The following is a 13,954-nucleotide window of genomic DNA, read 5'->3' on the forward strand; positions in this document are numbered from 1 at the left end:
ATCGCTGCTGGCTATAGTGGCCCGACCATGATTAGCCTCTCCGTCCTAGACCAGTCCGTCGCCGTCACCGGCCGCACGGAAGACGCCTCCATCCGTGAAACCCTGCAGCTGGCGCGCCACTGCGAAGCGCTGGGCTACCGCCGCTTCTGGGTCAGCGAACACCACAGCCACCCGAGCATCGTGGGCTCGGCGCCCGAGGTGCTGATGGCCGCGATTGCCGCCACGACCAGTCGCATCCGCGTGGGCAGCGCCGGCGTCATGCTGCCGCACTACGCGGCGCTCAAGGTGGCCGAGCAGTTCCGCGTGCTGGAAGCGATTGCGCCGGGCCGCATCGACTTGGGCGTGGGCCGCGCGCCGGGATCGGACATGCGCACGGCGCGGCTGCTCAGCAGCGACCCGCGCCAGTCGGCCGAGAACTTTCCCATCCAGGTGCGCGAGCTGCAGGCCTGGCTGGCTGGTATTGATTTGCCTGAAGGCCACCCGGGCCGCGGCGTGACGGCCAACCCCATGGGGCCGAGCACACCCGAGATGTGGATGCTCGGCAGCTCCGATTACGGCGCACAGCTGGCCGCCCACTACGGCCTGCCTTATGCGTTCGCTTACTTCATCACCGACGGGCAGGGTGCCGAACAGGCGCTGGAGCTCTACCGCGCCAATTACCGCCCCAGCCCGCGCCACCCCACGCAGCAAGCCGTGCTCTGCGTCTGGGCGCTGGCGGCCGACACCGAGGCGGAGGCCTGGCACCATTTTTCAGGCCGCGAGCGCTGGAAGATAGACCGCAACCGCGGCGCGCTGGCGGCCCTGCCTTCGCCCGAAGAGGTGGCGTTGCGGCCCTACACACCGGCCGAGCAGCCAGAGGTCGACAGACTCAGGGCGAATGCGCTGGTCGGCAGCGGCCCGCAGGTCGCCGCCAAATTGCGGGCCTTGGCTAATACACTGGAGGTTGAAGAGCTGGTGGTGATCACCTGGGCGCACGACCCCGCCGCCCGCCGCCGCTCTTACGAACTGCTGGCCCGCGAGTTTTTCTGAGACCCCGGGCGGCGACCCACAATGATTGAGACAAGGAAAGAATCCCATGACAACGCCTTCCGCACGGCCGCTTTTCAGCGCCACCATCGCCGGCAGCCTGCCCAAACCCGCCTGGCTCTCCGAAACCAACAAGCTCTGGCCGCAATGGAAGGCCGAAGGCGATGAACTCAAGCAGGCCAAGGCCGACGCCACCTTGTTGTGGATCAAGGCGCAAGAAGACGCGGGCCTGGACGTGATCGGCGACGGCGAGCAGTCGCGCCAGCATTTTGTGCACGGCTTTCTCGAGCAGATCGAAGGCATCGACTTCGAGCACAAGGTCAAGATGGGCATACGCAACAACCGCTACGACGCCATGGTGCCGCAGGTGGTGGCCGCGCTCAAGCTCAAGGGGCGCGTGCATGCGGCCGAAGCGCGCTTGCTGCGCGCGCACACCGATAAAAAAATCAAGTTCACCCTGCCCGGGCCCATGACCATCGTCGACACCGTGGCTGACCAGTTCTACGGCGACAAGGTCAAGATGGCCATGGCTTTTGCCGAGCTGCTGAACCAGGAAGCGCTGGCCCTGCAGGCCGATGGCGTGGACATCATCCAGTTCGACGAGCCGGCCTTCAACGTCTACATGAAGGAAGCCGCCGACTGGGGCGTGAAGGCACTGGAGCGCGCGGCGCAAGACCTCACCTGCACGACGGCCGTGCACATCTGCTACGGCTACGGCATCAAGGCCAACACCGACTGGAAGGCCTCGCTGGGCGAGGAATGGCGCCAATACGAAACCGTGTTTCCGGCGCTGGCCAAAAGCACCATCCGGCAGGTGAGCCTGGAGTGCTACCACTCGCACGTGCCGCCGCACCTGATGGCGCTGCTCGACGGCAAGGACGTGATGGTCGGCGTGATCGACGTGGCCAGCGACGAGATTGAAACTCCAGAACAGGTGGCCGACACCATAGGCAAGGCGCTGCAGTACGTGCCCAAGAACCGTTTGCTGCCTTGCACCAACTGCGGCCTGGCGCCCATGGACCGGGAAGTGGCGCTCAAGAAACTGCAGGCGCTGGCGCAGGGCGCGGCGCTGGCACGCGAGCGCTACAAGTAAGCCTTATTCGGCATTGAGCAGGGCCAGGCACAACCGTTCCATCTGGCGTGCCCATTCAAGGCTTTCGGCCTCGCTGAGACCGATCAGCAAGCCGTAACGGCGCCCGCCCCACACCGCCAGGTGCATAGCCTGGATGGTTTCGGGCGAAGGCCGCCGCGGCAGGTCGGTGCAGGCATCGAACACCCTCGTCCACGCGGCCAGCAATTCCTCGTGCACGCGCCTGTGGTGCTTGCCCTCGGCAATGCCGGTTTCGAGCGCCAGCATGCCGGCGTCAAACCAGGGCAGCTCGGGTGTGTCGGCGCCGCAGGCCAGGCGCACCAGCGTGCGCAGCCGCTGCTCGGCCGTGAGCCCGGGCGGCGTGACCGCCTGCTGTTCAATCGCCAGCAGCAACTGCTCCATGCAATGCCGCACATAACCCGACAGCAGCGCGGCCTTGTTGGGGAAATAGTCATACAGGGTGCCGATAGCCACGCCGGTTTCCAGCGCCACCGCGCGCGTGCTTACGCCGTCCCATCCGTCCCGCCGCCAAATCCGAACAAAGGCGTCGTAAATCGCCTGCACGGTGAACACCGCCCTGGCTTGCGTGGGGCGTTTGAGGGGCTTGGCGGCCGGTGGTTTTCCGAACCCGGGAGGCGGTTGGCGGCTATACATTGGTTGTCACTGACCGATCAATTTGCCAAAGAAGGAAAGAAGACACCATGAACAATCCGGCCCTGCTGACGCGGCTGCTCACGCGCAAAAATGCATTGAATCACACGCGGGTGGACCAGCAGCATCCCGCAGGCGACACGCCGGGCGAGGCCGTCCTGAAAATCCGGCGCGTGGCCGTCACCACCAACAACATCACTTACGCGGCCTTTGGCGACGCAATGCAGTACTGGGATTTTTTCCCGACCGGCGAGGCGGACTGGGGCCATATGCCGGTGTGGGGCTTTGCTGACGTGGAAAGCTCCAGCGTGCCGGGTGTAGAGGTGGGTGAGCGCTTTTACGGCTACTTCCCCATCGCCAGCCACTTGCGTGTGCGACCCGAGCGTGTGACGGAGCGCGGCTTTTACGATGGCGCCGCGCACCGCAAAACCCTGACTTCGGCCTACAACCAGTACATGCGCTGCAGCGCCGACGCGGCTTACCGTCCGGAAGACGAGAACTACCAGATGCTGGTGCGCCCGCTGTTCATCACGTCGTTCATGCTGGCGGATTTTTTGCAGGACAACGCATTTTTTGGCGCGGAACAGCTCGTGTTCTCCAGCGCTTCGAGCAAGACCGGCTATGGCACGGCTTTTTGCCTGAGGGCCTTTCCGCAGATCAAGCGGATCGCGCTGACCTCGGCGCGCAACAAGGGCTTTGTCGAAGCCTTGGGCTGTTACGGCGAAGTGGCGAGTTATGAAGAGTTGCCGAAGCTGGACCGCGGCACGCCCACGCTGTATGTGGATTTTTCGGGCGACGAGAGCCTGCGCATCGCGGTGCACACGCATTTCGGCGAATCGCTGGTCTATGACTGCTATGCGGGTTCGGCGCAGAACACGCAGTTCCTGCGACCGCTGGACATGCCGGGGCCGGAACCGAAGTTTTATTTCGCGCCGGTGCAGATCCGAAAGCGCAACGCCGACTGGGGCCATGCCGTGGTCAACCAGCGTTTTAACGAGGCGCAGCTGGCGTTTATCCGCCGCGTCAGCGATGCGGACCGGCCCTGGATGCAACTGCGTGAGCATCATGGTTTTGAAGCGGCGCAAGCCTTGATTGAGGACATGCACGGCGGGCGCATGGACCCGCAGCAAGGGCATGTGGTGGTCCTGGACTGAATGCGCGCGGCTGGTGTACGCTGGCGGCATGAGCAACGACCCCACGCTTCCGCATCACCCGCACGACCACGACCACTCCCACGGCCCCGGGCACACCCATCCCCATGCCCAGGGCCAGGCCGACCCGCCGTGGAAACATGACGGCGTGCGTGTGATTGCGGGCAACCAGCTCGACGGCAACACCGCGCAGACACCGGGCATGGACAGGCGCGCCGCGATCAACTTTGCCCGGGTAGGCGCGCAAAAACTGTGGGCCGGCACCGTCACCATCCATGCTGACGCCAAGACCGGCGCCCACCACCACGGTCACCTGGAAAGCGTGATCTATGTGATTCGCGGAAAAGCCCGCATGCGCTGGGGCGAGCGCCTGGAGTTCACCGCCGAGGCGGGGCCGGGCGATTTCATTTATGTGCCGCCCTATGTGCCGCACCAGGAAATCAACGCCAGCCCGACCGAGGTGCTGGAGTGCGTGCTGTGCCGCAGCGACGGCGAAGCGGTGGCCGTCAACCTCGACATCGAACCGGTCGAAAAACCCGATACCGTGCTCTGGGTGGACCCGACACACCCCCATGGCGGCGTGTAAAGCGCCGGTCAAGCGCTGGTGAGGCAGCCATAAAGCCGCGTTGATATGCGGAAAATTGCACGGTTTTGGCAAGACGCGGAAAGCTTTCCTTACGAATGTCACCTCGTCCTACAGGATGTATCAAACGGCTTGGTTACAACTGGGGCTCACACAGAAGGAGTCCATCATGGATACCAACAACCAAGTCGTTAATGCCCCCGCTTCCCAACCGGGCCAGCCGGGTTTTGCCCAGCGCCTGCAGCACAGCAAGGCTCTTGTCGCCATCATCGCGGTGCTCGGCGTGACCGTCATGGCGCTGGCCGCCGCGCTGGTCGTCAACCGCTCCGACGCGCAGCCGGGTGTATCGGATTACGCCCCCGCCAATGAACCCGCCAAGGTCGCCAAACTGGCGGACACGCCCAAACCGCAAGCCGCCAAGCCGCACACCACCCCGACCGTGGTGGCGCAAGCCCAACCGCGCGCCAATGTCTGCGCAGCCTGCGGCACGGTCGAAGCCGTGACGCCGGTGCAGCGCCAGGGCAAGGTCAATGGCGTGGATGTCGGCAACACCACCATTGGCCTGGGCACCGTCGCTGGCGGCGTTGTCGGTGGCCTGCTGGGCAACCAGGTAGGCGGCGGCAACGGCAAGACCGCCATGACCGTCCTGGGTGTCGCCGGCGGCGCCTTTGCCGGCAACCAGATCGAAAAGAACATGAAGAAGGTCACCGTCTATGAAGTGCGCGTGCGCATGGACGACGGCACGGTGCGCAACATGGAACTGTCCAGCGCCGTGGCCGTGGGTGCCAAGGTGATCGTCGAGGGCAAGAATCTCCGCCTGGCCTAAATAGAGCCCCCACGTTCGCTCACTTCGTGTAGCTCTCTGCCCCCCGGGGGGGCGCTGCGCCTGCGGTCTGGCAAAGCCAGTCCCGCGGCCCCTGCTGGTGAAGAGGGGGTTCCCTCGGAGCGCTGCGCCTGTGGCTCGGCAAGCCGGTTCCGCGGCCCCTGCTTGATGAAAGAGCATCGTCGCGCACGAACTGCTCCTAGAAAAGAAAGAAGACACCCCATGAAAGCACCCAAACCATTTCTGCTGGCCGGTTTTTTCGCGGCCCTGACTCTGTCGGGCGGCGCGGCCATGGCCGCTGGCCCTTATGCCACTGCCACCGTCGAAGGCGCGCTGTCGCCCGGTGTTTACGGCCGCATTGAAATCGGCAACGCGCCGCCCCCGCCGCTGGTCTATGCGCAGCCTGTCATCATCCAACGCCCGGCGGTGGTGGTGCAGCAGCCGCCGATGTACCTGCACGTGCCTCCCGGCCATGCCAAAAAATGGTCCAAGCATTGCGCAAAGTACAACGCCTGTGGCCAGCCGGTGTACTTCGTGAAAGTCCAGGGCGATGAGGACTACGAGCGCGGCAAGCACAAGAAGCACAAGCACAAGGGACACGGCGATGACCACGGCCGTGGTGAGAAGCACGGCAAGGGCCACGACTGACGGCCGGGCCCTTCACGCCTGCTCCCCCGCGTAAATGCCGGTGCCCGTCACCGGCATTTTTTTGGCCGCCTTCCAGCCGGATTGCGCGCGGGCGGCGAGAATAAACCCCTGGTCCGCAGGGCCTCCTGCCGGGGGCGTAGCATTGGCCCCTGTTCACCGCTATCAGCATCCGCAGAAAGAAATCCCCATGAAAGCCATCTGGAACGGCGCAGTGATTGCGCAAAGCGACGAGACCGTGGTGGTGGAAGGCAACCACTACTTCCCCGAGAGTTCGCTCAACCGCGACTACGTCACCTTCAGCAACCATCACACCATGTGCTCCTGGAAAGGGCAGGCCAGTTATTACTCGCTGCTGGTCAACGGCGAAATGAACACCGACGCCGCCTGGTACTACCCCGATCCCAAGCCCGAGGCCGACAACATCAAGGGCCACATTGCCTTCTGGAAGGGCGTCAAGATCGAGCCTTGATACGGGAGCGCTGGCGCGGCCACAAGCCGCGGGTCGGCGATTCATTGAAGAGGACGGGTTTACCCTTTGTTTTCCGCCATTTGCCTGGAAAACTCCGAATGTAATATGTATACTTATTAAAAACGTCCTCCCGATCGTTGTTAATAAGGAGACTCCATGACGCTTCCCGCACCCGATCCCGCACTCGTCGAAAAACTCGTGATGGCCAACCGCATCCTCTATGCCCAGGGTGTGGTGGACGGCTTCGGCCATGTGAGCGTGCGCCATGACAAGTCACCCGACCATTTCCTGCTGTCCTGCAACCGGGCGCCCGGCCTGGTCAAAAAAGCCGACATCCTGACCTACGACCTGAACGGCGACCTGGTGGGCGAGTCGACGCTGCGTTCCTACCTCGAGCGTTTCATCCACGGCGAGATCTACCGCGCGCGGCCCGATGTCATGGCCGTGGTGCACAGCCATTCGCCCAGCGTGATTCCCTTCGGCGTGACCGGCCAGCGCCTGCGCCCCATCTTCCACATGAGCGGTTTCCTGGGCAGCGGCTCGTCGCTGTATGAAATCCGCGAATCCAACGGCAACACCGACCTGCTGATCCGCGACATGGGCCTCGGCAAGGACCTGGCCAAGGCGCTGGGCCAGCACACCTGCGTGCTGATGCGCGGCCACGGCTCCACCGTGGTGGCACCCTCGCTGGAACGCGCGGTCTACCGCGCCGTGTACGCCGAGGAAAACGCCAAGCTGCAACTCACCGCCAGCGCGCTGGGCCCCATCGAATTCCTGACGCCCGAAGAAGCCGACAAAGCCATGAACACCAACGAGGGCCAGGTCATGCGGCCCTGGGAGTTGTGGAGCCGGGCGATCGGGGCCGTTGAGTAATTTCTTCACCACTCGCAACACCACACGAAAGCGAAAAGGCAAACCATGAAATTCCCCAGACTGCTGGCGCTGGCCGCCGTGATGTCCCTGAGCTGCCTGGGCGCGACCTCCGCGCTGGCGCAGGACTACCCCTCGCGCGCCGTGCGCGTCATCGTGCCGTATGGCACGGGCGGCGGCTCCGACATCCTGGCGCGCCAGATAGGCGCGCGCCTGCAGGCCATCTGGGGCCAGGGCGTCGCGGTGGACAACCGCGCCGGCGCCTCGGGCAACATCGGCACCGAGGCCGTGGTGCATGCACCGCCGGACGGTTACACGCTGCTGCTGCAGAACAGCACCATGGTGGTCAACCCGGCCGTCAACGGCAAGCTCAACTACGACCCGGAAAAAGACCTGACGCCCATCATGCTGCTGGGCCTCACGCCGATCGCGCTGGTGTCGCACCAGAGCACCAATATCAAGAGCCTCCAGGAACTGATCGCCTATTCCAAGGCCAACCCGACGGCGCTGAACTACGGCTCCTGCGGTGTCGGCACGCCCCAGCATTTCGTGATGGAGCTGGTCAAGCAGAAGTCCGGCGTCGCCGCCACCAACGTGGGCTACAAGGGCTGTGCCCCGGCGCTCACCGACGTGGTGGGGGGCCAGGTGCAACTGGCCATCCTGAGCGCCAACCTCGCCGCGCCCCACCTCAAGACCGGCAAGCTCAACGCCATCGGCGTGTCGACCGCCGTGCGCTACCAGCTGATGCCGCAGGTGCCGACGTTTGAAGAGCAGGGCCTTAAGCCGCTGGATTTCTCCATCTGGTACGCGCTCATGGGCCCGGCCAAGATGAAGCCTGAAGTGGTGGCCAAAATCTATGCCGACGTGCAAAAAGTGCTGGCCGAACCCGCCGTGAAAGAAAACCTTTCGGGCGCCGGTGTCGAGCCGCTGTCCGGCAATGGCGCCGCACTGTCCAAGCTCATCAAGGCCGACCTCGCGCGCTACGCGCAGTTGGCGAAATCAGCCAACATCAAGGCTGAGTAAGCAAAAGCCGAAACAGGCAAGGCCGCCGTTTTCGGCGTCTTGTCTGACGGCGCCCCCGGGGCGCCCTGATCTATAAATGATGCAAGGCCGCTCCTTCCGCGGGCCGGCCGGGGCCGGCATTGACCCGGGAGGGGCTGGTGCCTGAGAATCTGTCCAGGGTTTTCAAGGAGCGCATCATGTACAAGCACATTCTGGTTCCCGTGGATGGCTCGGCAACCTCGCAAAAGGCCATAGGCAATGCGCTGGCCGTCGCGCAGGCGTTCAAGACCGAGGTGACGGTCATCTACGTCATAGACCCTTATGCCTTCACCGGAGTCGGCACCGACTTCGCCTACGGCCAGGCCGAGTACCTGAGCGCGGCCACCGCCGAGGCCAACGAGGCCATCAAGGCCGCCAAGCAGGCTTTTGACGGCGTGGGCATCGCCGTGACCGGTTCCATCGTTGAAGGCCATGCGGTTTACCGCGGCATCCTGGACACCGCCGAAACGGTCGGCGCCGACCTCATCGTGATGGGCTCGCACGGCCGGCGCGGGCTTGAAAAGCTGGTGCTGGGCAGCGTCACCGCCCAGGTGCTCTCACATGCCCACTTGCCGGTGCTGGTGGTCAGGGACTAAGCTGACCCTTCCCCGAGAGATTCCCCCGGCGATCACCGGCCATACAAGGAGCTTCCCAATGGACTTGCTGAATCACGACCTGGCACACGAGTTTCCGGAATACCTGCAGAAAATGCGCAGCCTCAAGGTGTCCGACCCGCACTTTGCCAGCCTCTTCACCCAGTACGACAGCGACAACCACGCCATCACGCGCTACGAGCAGGGCGTGGGCGCCATCACCGACGAGGGGCTGGAAGACCTCAAGAAAAGGCGGCTCAAGGTCAAGGACGAGATCTACGAAATACTCAAAAAATCCTGACCCGATCCGCCGGGCTTTTTCATCAAACTGCCATGGAGGTCCGGTACGCTGGGGTGCGACCGGCTTTCGGTTTTTGGGAGAAACCCTTGAATTCAAGTGACGAAGACCTGATGCGGCGTATCCGCAATGACCTGATCGACAGCTTCGACGAAGAGCTGGAGATGGAAATCGAAGACCGCACGGTGGCCGAACTGATAGGCGAGGACAAAAGCCGCAGCCCGCAGGAACTGGCCAAGGACAAGGAATACCGCCGCCAGTATTTCCGCGAGCTGTTCCGCCTGCAGGCCGAGCTGGTGAAGCTTCAGGACTGGGTGGTCGCCACCGGCCACAAGGTCGTCATCCTGTTTGAAGGCCGCGACGCCGCCGGCAAGGGCGGCGTCATCAAACGCATCACCCAGCGGCTCAACCCGCGCGTCTGCCGTGTGGCGGCGTTGCCGGCCCCCAATGACCGCGAACGCACGCAGTGGTACTTCCAGCGCTACGTGTCGCACCTGCCGGCGGCCGGCGAGATCGTGCTGTTCGACCGCAGCTGGTACAACCGCGCCGGCGTGGAGCGCGTCATGGGCTTTTGCACCGACGAGCAGTACGAGGAATTTTTCCGTACCGTGCCTGAATTTGAAAAAATGCTGGGCCGCTCAGGCATACAGCTGATCAAGTACTGGTTCTCCATCTCCGACGAAGAGCAGCACCTGCGTTTCCTGGGCCGTATCCACGACCCGCTCAAGCAATGGAAGCTCAGCCCCATGGACCTCGAATCGCGCCGGCGCTGGGAGGAATACACCAAGGCCAAGGAAATCATGCTGGAGCGCACCCATATTCCCGAAGCCCCGTGGTGGGTGGTGCAGGCCGTCGACAAGAAGAAGGCGCGCCTCAATTGCATACACCACCTGCTGCAGCAGATGCCCTACCAGGAAACCGAACACCCGGCCATCGTGCTGCCGGATCGCGTGCGCCACGAGGACTACGTGCGCAATCCGGTTCCACAGGACATCGTGGTGCCTGAGATTTACTAAGCCGGGTCCCTGACGTCGGCCACCGGGTTGGTGCCGAAGTCGGGGCGGTCGAGGAAGGCAATGATGCGCGCCGCCGCATCGTCTGGCGAGGTCAACGAGCCGCCCGTCTTCAGGCCCACAAACGAGGCCCGGTCGGGAAATGCCTCGGCCGGCGCCGCGCGCAGTTGCTCCTGCATGCCGGTGTCTATCACGCCCGGCGCGAGTGAGCAGACCTTGGCGCCATGCGGCTTCAGGGCCTCCTCCAATGCCAGGCTGCGCGTGAAATGGTCCATGCCGGCCTTGGCGGCACAGTAGGCGGCCTGAGAGGCCATGGCCCTGCGTCCGAGGCCCGATGAAATATTGAGGACTTTGCGCGGCGCTTTCCAGTCGCCGGTGGCGCGCAGGAAGGCGGCGGTGACCTGCATGGGCGCCTCCAGCCCGACGCGCAGCGCGCGGGCCAGGTCGCCGGCGTCGATATCACTCAAGGGGGCGATCTGCGGGATCACTCCCGCGTTGTTGATCAGGGTGGCACTGGCCCAGGGGCCTTCAGCCTGCGAATCCTTGAGCCAGCTTTCCAGCTTGCCGTTGAGGGAGCCGCTGTCGGCCAGGTCATGCTCCCACTGCAGCACCGTGGCGCCTACATGCCTGGCATGCGCGTCGAGATCGGGCACCGAAGTGCGGGAGATGCAAAGCACCGTGTGGCCGGCGCTGAGCAGCTGGCGCGCCATGGAAAGGCCCATGCCGCGCGAGGCGCCTGTGAGGAGGGTGAGGTGTTTCATGGCTCGATGTTAGCGCCGGGACGCCCGGGCCGCTTGCGCCGCCGCTGAGCCCTAAAAGCCGGGACTGCTTTCAAACGACAAGGCCAGGCTGCTGGCCGGATGCGTGAACTGCAGCGCCGCGGCATGCAGCAGCAGGCGCGGCGCCTTGGACTGCACTTCGGCAGGGGCATACAGGGTATCGCCCAGGATGGGGTGGCCCAGCGCCTGCAGGTGTACACGCAGCTGGTGCGATCGGCCGGTGACCGGTTCGAGCTCCACGCGCGTGGTGTTGGTGGCCGCGTCGAAGGCCAGCACGCGCCAGCGGGTCTGGCTCGGTTTGCCGCGTTCGGCGTCGATGATGCGCAGCGGGCGGCGTGGCCAGTCCACGATGATGGGCAGGTCGATGAGGCCCCAGACCTGCGCATCGGTCGGCGAGGGCAGGCGACCCTCCACCATAGCCACATAGCGCTTGCCGACTTCGCGGTTTTCAAAAGCCCGGCTCAGCGCGCGCTGCATGGCCGCTCCGCGCGCCATCAGCATCAGGCCCGAGGTGGCCTGGTCCAACCGGTGCACGACCAGCGCATCGGGGTAAATCGCCTGCACACGCGCGCTCAGGCAGTCCTGCTTGCCTTCGCCGCGCCCGGGCACCGCAAGCAGGCCTGCGGGCTTGTCCAGCACCAGCAAGCTGTCATCGGCATGAAGCAGCCCGAAACCGGTGGCCGCGGCGCCATTACCTGCCAGGTCATTGTTCTGCAACGGGCCGGCCTTCATGATTCAGTCATCGACAAAGTTTTTAACCAAGGAGAAAAATCATGACTGACGCAGGTGCCATTGCCATTGCATGTGGATTGATCATAGGCCTGGGTGCCATAGGCGCCTGCCTGGGCATAGGCGCGATGGGCGGGCGCTTCCTGGAGGGGGCAGTGCGCCAGCCCGAACTGATGGAGCCGCTGCAGGTCAAGATGTTTTTGCTGGCCGGGCTGATTGACGCCAACTTCCTGATCGGTGTTGGTATCGCCATGATGCTCTTGTTCGCCAACCCGCTTTGAGCAGCTCTTTGGAGCGGGGTCAGGCCTTTGGCTTGGGCGGCGGAAAATTGTGAACCGGCGGGCTGCTGCGTTTGACCTCCCGCAGCATGAAGAGGTAAAGGCTTTCGACCTTCTCGCGCGCCCAGGGTGTCTTGCGCAAAAACTTCAGGCTGGACGCCACGCTGGGTTCGCTGGTGAAGCAGCGGATATTGATGCGCTGCCCCAGCTCCTCCCAGCCGTAGTGGTCTGACAGCGCGGTCACGATCGCCTCCAGCTTGACGCCGTGCAAGGGGTTGCCCGGCTGTGCTGGAGCAGCAGCCGGGATGTCCACGGGCAGGTTTGCAGGCGAGTCGCCAGTGCCGGCCATCAAGGCTTATTTGTTCTTCAGCTTGCCGCGCAGCGGCACCTGGGTCACGATGGTCGGGCGCACCGCGTCGGGCGACACCGTCTTGGGCGGCGAGGTGTCCTTCTTGGGTTTCTTGACCATCTTGTTGTTGTTCTGCTGTCCTTTTGCCATGGTTTTCTCCGGTGGATTGATAAAGGGGATGCCTGATTATCAGTGCAACTTGATGCGCGGGCGATAGGTCCGGTCCAGCATTTCAGACAAGGTGATCAGCGCGGTTTTCTTGAAGCCGCCCAGCGCCAGCTGGTGCTGCTTGTGCAGGGCCCAGTACATGATCTTGGCCAACTGGCCCTCGATGAAGAAGCTGCCCTTGGTGAGGCTGCCCATCAGGCTGCCGACCGAGGAATATTCGGACAGCGAGACCAGCGAACCCTGGTCCTTGAACACAAAAGGCGCGACCGGCTTGCCGGCGATCAGGTCGGACAACGAACGCGCCAGGTACATGGCCTGCTGGTAGGCGGCCTGCGCGCGCGGCGGCACCCAGGTGCCGTCGGGCTGCTGGCAGGCGGCGCAGTCGCCAAAGGCGTAGATGCTCGCGTCGCGCGTGGTCTGCAGGTTGCCGTTGACCACCAGCTGGTTGAGCTTGCTGGTCTCCAGCGCCTCGCCGCCTTCGGGCGTGCCGCCCAGGGTGCGCAGGAAGTCCGCCGCCTTCACGCCGGCGGCCCACACCGTGATGCTGGAGGAGACCACCTTGCCGCTGGCCATCTTCAGGCCGTCGGCGGTGACTTCGACCACTTTTTCATTGGTGTGCACCTCGATGGCCAGTTTGCGCAGCTCGCGCATGGCCGATTCGCTGAGACGCTCGGGCAACTGGGCCAACAGGCGTGGCGCGGCCTCCACCAATACGATCTGCAGGTCTTTTTCGGGGTGGATGTGGTCGAAGCCGTAGTTGGCCAACACGCGCGCCGCGGCGTGCAGCTCTGCGGCCAGCTCCACACCGGTGGCGCCGCCGCCCACGATGGCCACTGTCAGGCGCCCGCTGCCGGCCATGCGCGGCACCGTCTGCGCGCGTATGCAGGCGTTGATCAGCCTGTCGTTAAAGCGCTTGGCCGCCTGCGGGCTGTCCAGCTTGATGGTGTGCTCGGCCGCGCCCGGCGTGCCGAAATCGTTGGTCTGGCTGCCCACGGCGACCACCAGAGTGTCGTAGCCCAACTGCTGGGCCGGCGTGATCTCTCGTCCGGCCTCGTCGTGGCTGGCGGCCAACTGAACAGTCTTGTTCTGGCGGTCCACGCCGGTCAGGCTGCCCAGGCGGAACTTGAAGTGGTTCCAGCGGGCCTGCGCCAGGTATTCGATTTCTTCGGCATGCGTGTCATAGCTGCCGGCGGCCAGCTGGTGCAGCAGCGGTTTCCAGACATGGGTGCGGGCGGCGTCCACCAGGGTGATCTCGGCCAGGCCTTTTTTGCCCAGGCGCTTGCCCAGCTGCGTAGCCAGCGCCAGCCCTCCGGCGCCTCCTCCAACGATGACGATGCGGTGCATAAAACTCCTGGGGTTTGCTGTAGTTTTGCCTCCATGTTAACTGTCGGGCGA

The 13,954-nt window shown here is 64.2% G+C and carries 19 protein-coding genes; 13 read left to right on the forward strand and 6 right to left on the reverse strand.

All coding sequences use genetic code 11. From position 1 onward, the window contains the following. Nucleotides 1–30: 30 nt before the first annotated feature. The gene (locus AC1D0O_RS20115; protein ID WP_477655289.1) at nucleotides 31–1,029 is read left to right on the forward strand and encodes an LLM class flavin-dependent oxidoreductase; all 999 of its coding nucleotides are present in this window, start codon (nucleotides 31–33) and stop codon (nucleotides 1,027–1,029) included. A 46-nt stretch (nucleotides 1,030–1,075) separates the two neighbouring features. Then, the gene (locus AC1D0O_RS20120) at nucleotides 1,076–2,119 is read left to right on the forward strand and encodes a methionine synthase (protein ID WP_477655259.1); all 1,044 of its coding nucleotides are present in this window, start codon (nucleotides 1,076–1,078) and stop codon (nucleotides 2,117–2,119) included. A gap of 3 nt (nucleotides 2,120–2,122) precedes the next feature. On the opposite strand, the gene AC1D0O_RS20125 is transcribed toward AC1D0O_RS20120, so the two are convergent. Beyond that, a complete protein-coding gene (locus AC1D0O_RS20125; protein ID WP_477655260.1) occupies nucleotides 2,123–2,770 on the reverse strand; it encodes a TetR/AcrR family transcriptional regulator in 648 nt (215 codons plus the stop codon). Nucleotides 2,771–2,817: 47 nt separating this feature from the next. On the opposite strand from AC1D0O_RS20125, the gene AC1D0O_RS20130 reads away from it, so the two are divergent. From AC1D0O_RS20130 to ppk2, 10 genes are all read left to right on the forward strand, one after another. Next, nucleotides 2,818–3,921, forward strand: coding sequence for a DUF2855 family protein (locus AC1D0O_RS20130; protein WP_477655261.1), 1,104 nt, complete (start codon nucleotides 2,818–2,820; stop codon nucleotides 3,919–3,921). A gap of 28 nt (nucleotides 3,922–3,949) precedes the next feature. After that, complete coding sequence (locus tag AC1D0O_RS20135; protein ID WP_477655262.1) at nucleotides 3,950–4,504, forward strand: cupin domain-containing protein; 555 nt, start codon at nucleotides 3,950–3,952, stop codon at nucleotides 4,502–4,504. Between the two features lie 166 nt (nucleotides 4,505–4,670). Further along, the gene (locus tag AC1D0O_RS20140) at nucleotides 4,671–5,327 is read left to right on the forward strand and encodes a glycine zipper 2TM domain-containing protein (RefSeq protein WP_477655263.1); all 657 of its coding nucleotides are present in this window, start codon (nucleotides 4,671–4,673) and stop codon (nucleotides 5,325–5,327) included. Nucleotides 5,328–5,546: 219 nt separating this feature from the next. After that, nucleotides 5,547–5,972: a hypothetical protein gene (locus AC1D0O_RS20145; RefSeq protein ID WP_477655264.1), complete on the forward strand. Its 426-nt coding sequence runs from the start codon at nucleotides 5,547–5,549 to the stop codon at nucleotides 5,970–5,972. 187 nt (nucleotides 5,973–6,159) lie between these two features. Beyond that, entirely contained in the window at nucleotides 6,160–6,441 is a 282-nt protein-coding gene (locus AC1D0O_RS20150; RefSeq protein WP_477655265.1) for a DUF427 domain-containing protein, read from the forward strand. Nucleotides 6,442–6,597: 156 nt separating this feature from the next. After that, nucleotides 6,598–7,314 (forward strand): class II aldolase/adducin family protein, encoded by a 717-nt coding sequence (locus AC1D0O_RS20155; RefSeq protein WP_477655266.1) that lies wholly within the window; start codon nucleotides 6,598–6,600, stop codon nucleotides 7,312–7,314. Nucleotides 7,315–7,359: 45 nt separating this feature from the next. Next, nucleotides 7,360–8,334 carry a Bug family tripartite tricarboxylate transporter substrate binding protein gene (locus AC1D0O_RS20160; RefSeq protein WP_477655267.1) on the forward strand — a complete coding sequence of 325 codons (975 nt, stop codon included), beginning with the start codon at nucleotides 7,360–7,362 and terminating at the stop codon, nucleotides 8,332–8,334. A gap of 176 nt (nucleotides 8,335–8,510) precedes the next feature. Next, on the forward strand, nucleotides 8,511–8,948 hold the full coding sequence (locus AC1D0O_RS20165; protein ID WP_477655268.1) for a universal stress protein: 438 nt from the start codon (nucleotides 8,511–8,513) through the stop codon (nucleotides 8,946–8,948). A gap of 58 nt (nucleotides 8,949–9,006) precedes the next feature. Then, nucleotides 9,007–9,246, forward strand: a complete 240-nt coding sequence (locus tag AC1D0O_RS20170) for an HP1242/YdcH family protein (protein ID WP_436153754.1) — start codon at nucleotides 9,007–9,009, stop codon at nucleotides 9,244–9,246. A gap of 110 nt (nucleotides 9,247–9,356) precedes the next feature. After that, nucleotides 9,357–10,259, forward strand: a complete 903-nt coding sequence (gene ppk2 / locus AC1D0O_RS20175; protein WP_477655290.1) for a polyphosphate kinase 2 — start codon at nucleotides 9,357–9,359, stop codon at nucleotides 10,257–10,259. Here the strand turns inward: ppk2 and AC1D0O_RS20180 are convergent. Together AC1D0O_RS20180 and AC1D0O_RS20185 are read right to left on the reverse strand one after the other, a co-directional pair. Next, on the reverse strand, nucleotides 10,256–11,017 hold the full coding sequence (locus AC1D0O_RS20180; RefSeq protein WP_477655269.1) for an SDR family NAD(P)-dependent oxidoreductase: 762 nt from the start codon (nucleotides 11,015–11,017) through the stop codon (nucleotides 10,256–10,258). The two genes, ppk2 and AC1D0O_RS20180, sit on opposite strands and share 4 nt — an antisense overlap. Before the next feature lie 51 nt (nucleotides 11,018–11,068). Beyond that, nucleotides 11,069–11,767, reverse strand: a complete 699-nt coding sequence (locus tag AC1D0O_RS20185) for a pseudouridine synthase (RefSeq protein WP_477655270.1) — start codon at nucleotides 11,765–11,767, stop codon at nucleotides 11,069–11,071. Nucleotides 11,768–11,808: 41 nt separating this feature from the next. On the opposite strand from AC1D0O_RS20185, the gene atpE reads away from it, so the two are divergent. Beyond that, entirely contained in the window at nucleotides 11,809–12,045 is a 237-nt protein-coding gene (atpE, locus tag AC1D0O_RS20190) for a F0F1 ATP synthase subunit C (RefSeq protein WP_436153757.1), read from the forward strand. 19 nt (nucleotides 12,046–12,064) lie between these two features. Here atpE and AC1D0O_RS20195 read toward each other — a convergent pair whose 3' ends face one another. From AC1D0O_RS20195 to AC1D0O_RS20205, 3 genes are read right to left on the reverse strand one after another with little or no spacing between them, the layout of a single operon-like run. Continuing rightward, on the reverse strand, nucleotides 12,065–12,391 hold the full coding sequence (locus AC1D0O_RS20195; protein WP_477655291.1) for a VF530 family protein: 327 nt from the start codon (nucleotides 12,389–12,391) through the stop codon (nucleotides 12,065–12,067). 6 nt (nucleotides 12,392–12,397) lie between these two features. Continuing rightward, nucleotides 12,398–12,541: a hypothetical protein gene (locus AC1D0O_RS20200; RefSeq protein WP_164483755.1), complete on the reverse strand. Its 144-nt coding sequence runs from the start codon at nucleotides 12,539–12,541 to the stop codon at nucleotides 12,398–12,400. Nucleotides 12,542–12,580: 39 nt separating this feature from the next. After that, nucleotides 12,581–13,903: an NAD(P)/FAD-dependent oxidoreductase gene (locus AC1D0O_RS20205; protein WP_477655271.1), complete on the reverse strand. Its 1,323-nt coding sequence runs from the start codon at nucleotides 13,901–13,903 to the stop codon at nucleotides 12,581–12,583. Nucleotides 13,904–13,954 lie beyond the last annotated feature (51 nt).

The organism is Polaromonas sp. P1_F2 (assembly GCF_056405735.1).

Bases quoted from the DNA above. Each gene is read 5' to 3' on its own strand.
- AC1D0O_RS20120 (WP_477655259.1), top strand. From the start codon at position 1,076: ATGACAACGCCTTCCGCACGGCCGCTTTTCAGCGCCACCATCGCCGGC.
- AC1D0O_RS20125 (WP_477655260.1), bottom strand. From the start codon at position 2,770: ATGTATAGCCGCCAACCGCCTCCCGGGTTCGGAAAACCACCGGCCGCC.
- AC1D0O_RS20130 (WP_477655261.1), top strand. From the start codon at position 2,818: ATGAACAATCCGGCCCTGCTGACGCGGCTGCTCACGCGCAAAAATGCA.
- AC1D0O_RS20135 (WP_477655262.1), top strand. From the start codon at position 3,950: ATGAGCAACGACCCCACGCTTCCGCATCACCCGCACGACCACGACCAC.
- AC1D0O_RS20140 (WP_477655263.1), top strand. From the start codon at position 4,671: ATGGATACCAACAACCAAGTCGTTAATGCCCCCGCTTCCCAACCGGGC.
- AC1D0O_RS20145 (WP_477655264.1), top strand. From the start codon at position 5,547: ATGAAAGCACCCAAACCATTTCTGCTGGCCGGTTTTTTCGCGGCCCTG.
- AC1D0O_RS20150 (WP_477655265.1), top strand. From the start codon at position 6,160: ATGAAAGCCATCTGGAACGGCGCAGTGATTGCGCAAAGCGACGAGACC.
- AC1D0O_RS20155 (WP_477655266.1), top strand. From the start codon at position 6,598: ATGACGCTTCCCGCACCCGATCCCGCACTCGTCGAAAAACTCGTGATG.
- AC1D0O_RS20160 (WP_477655267.1), top strand. From the start codon at position 7,360: ATGAAATTCCCCAGACTGCTGGCGCTGGCCGCCGTGATGTCCCTGAGC.
- AC1D0O_RS20165 (WP_477655268.1), top strand. From the start codon at position 8,511: ATGTACAAGCACATTCTGGTTCCCGTGGATGGCTCGGCAACCTCGCAA.
- AC1D0O_RS20170 (WP_436153754.1), top strand. From the start codon at position 9,007: ATGGACTTGCTGAATCACGACCTGGCACACGAGTTTCCGGAATACCTG.
- ppk2 (WP_477655290.1), top strand. From the start codon at position 9,357: ATGCGGCGTATCCGCAATGACCTGATCGACAGCTTCGACGAAGAGCTG.
- AC1D0O_RS20180 (WP_477655269.1), bottom strand. From the start codon at position 11,017: ATGAAACACCTCACCCTCCTCACAGGCGCCTCGCGCGGCATGGGCCTT.
- AC1D0O_RS20185 (WP_477655270.1), bottom strand. From the start codon at position 11,767: ATGAAGGCCGGCCCGTTGCAGAACAATGACCTGGCAGGTAATGGCGCC.
- atpE (WP_436153757.1), top strand. From the start codon at position 11,809: ATGACTGACGCAGGTGCCATTGCCATTGCATGTGGATTGATCATAGGC.
- AC1D0O_RS20195 (WP_477655291.1), bottom strand. From the start codon at position 12,391: ATGGCCGGCACTGGCGACTCGCCTGCAAACCTGCCCGTGGACATCCCG.
- AC1D0O_RS20200 (WP_164483755.1), bottom strand. From the start codon at position 12,541: ATGGCAAAAGGACAGCAGAACAACAACAAGATGGTCAAGAAACCCAAG.
- AC1D0O_RS20205 (WP_477655271.1), bottom strand. From the start codon at position 13,903: ATGCACCGCATCGTCATCGTTGGAGGAGGCGCCGGAGGGCTGGCGCTG.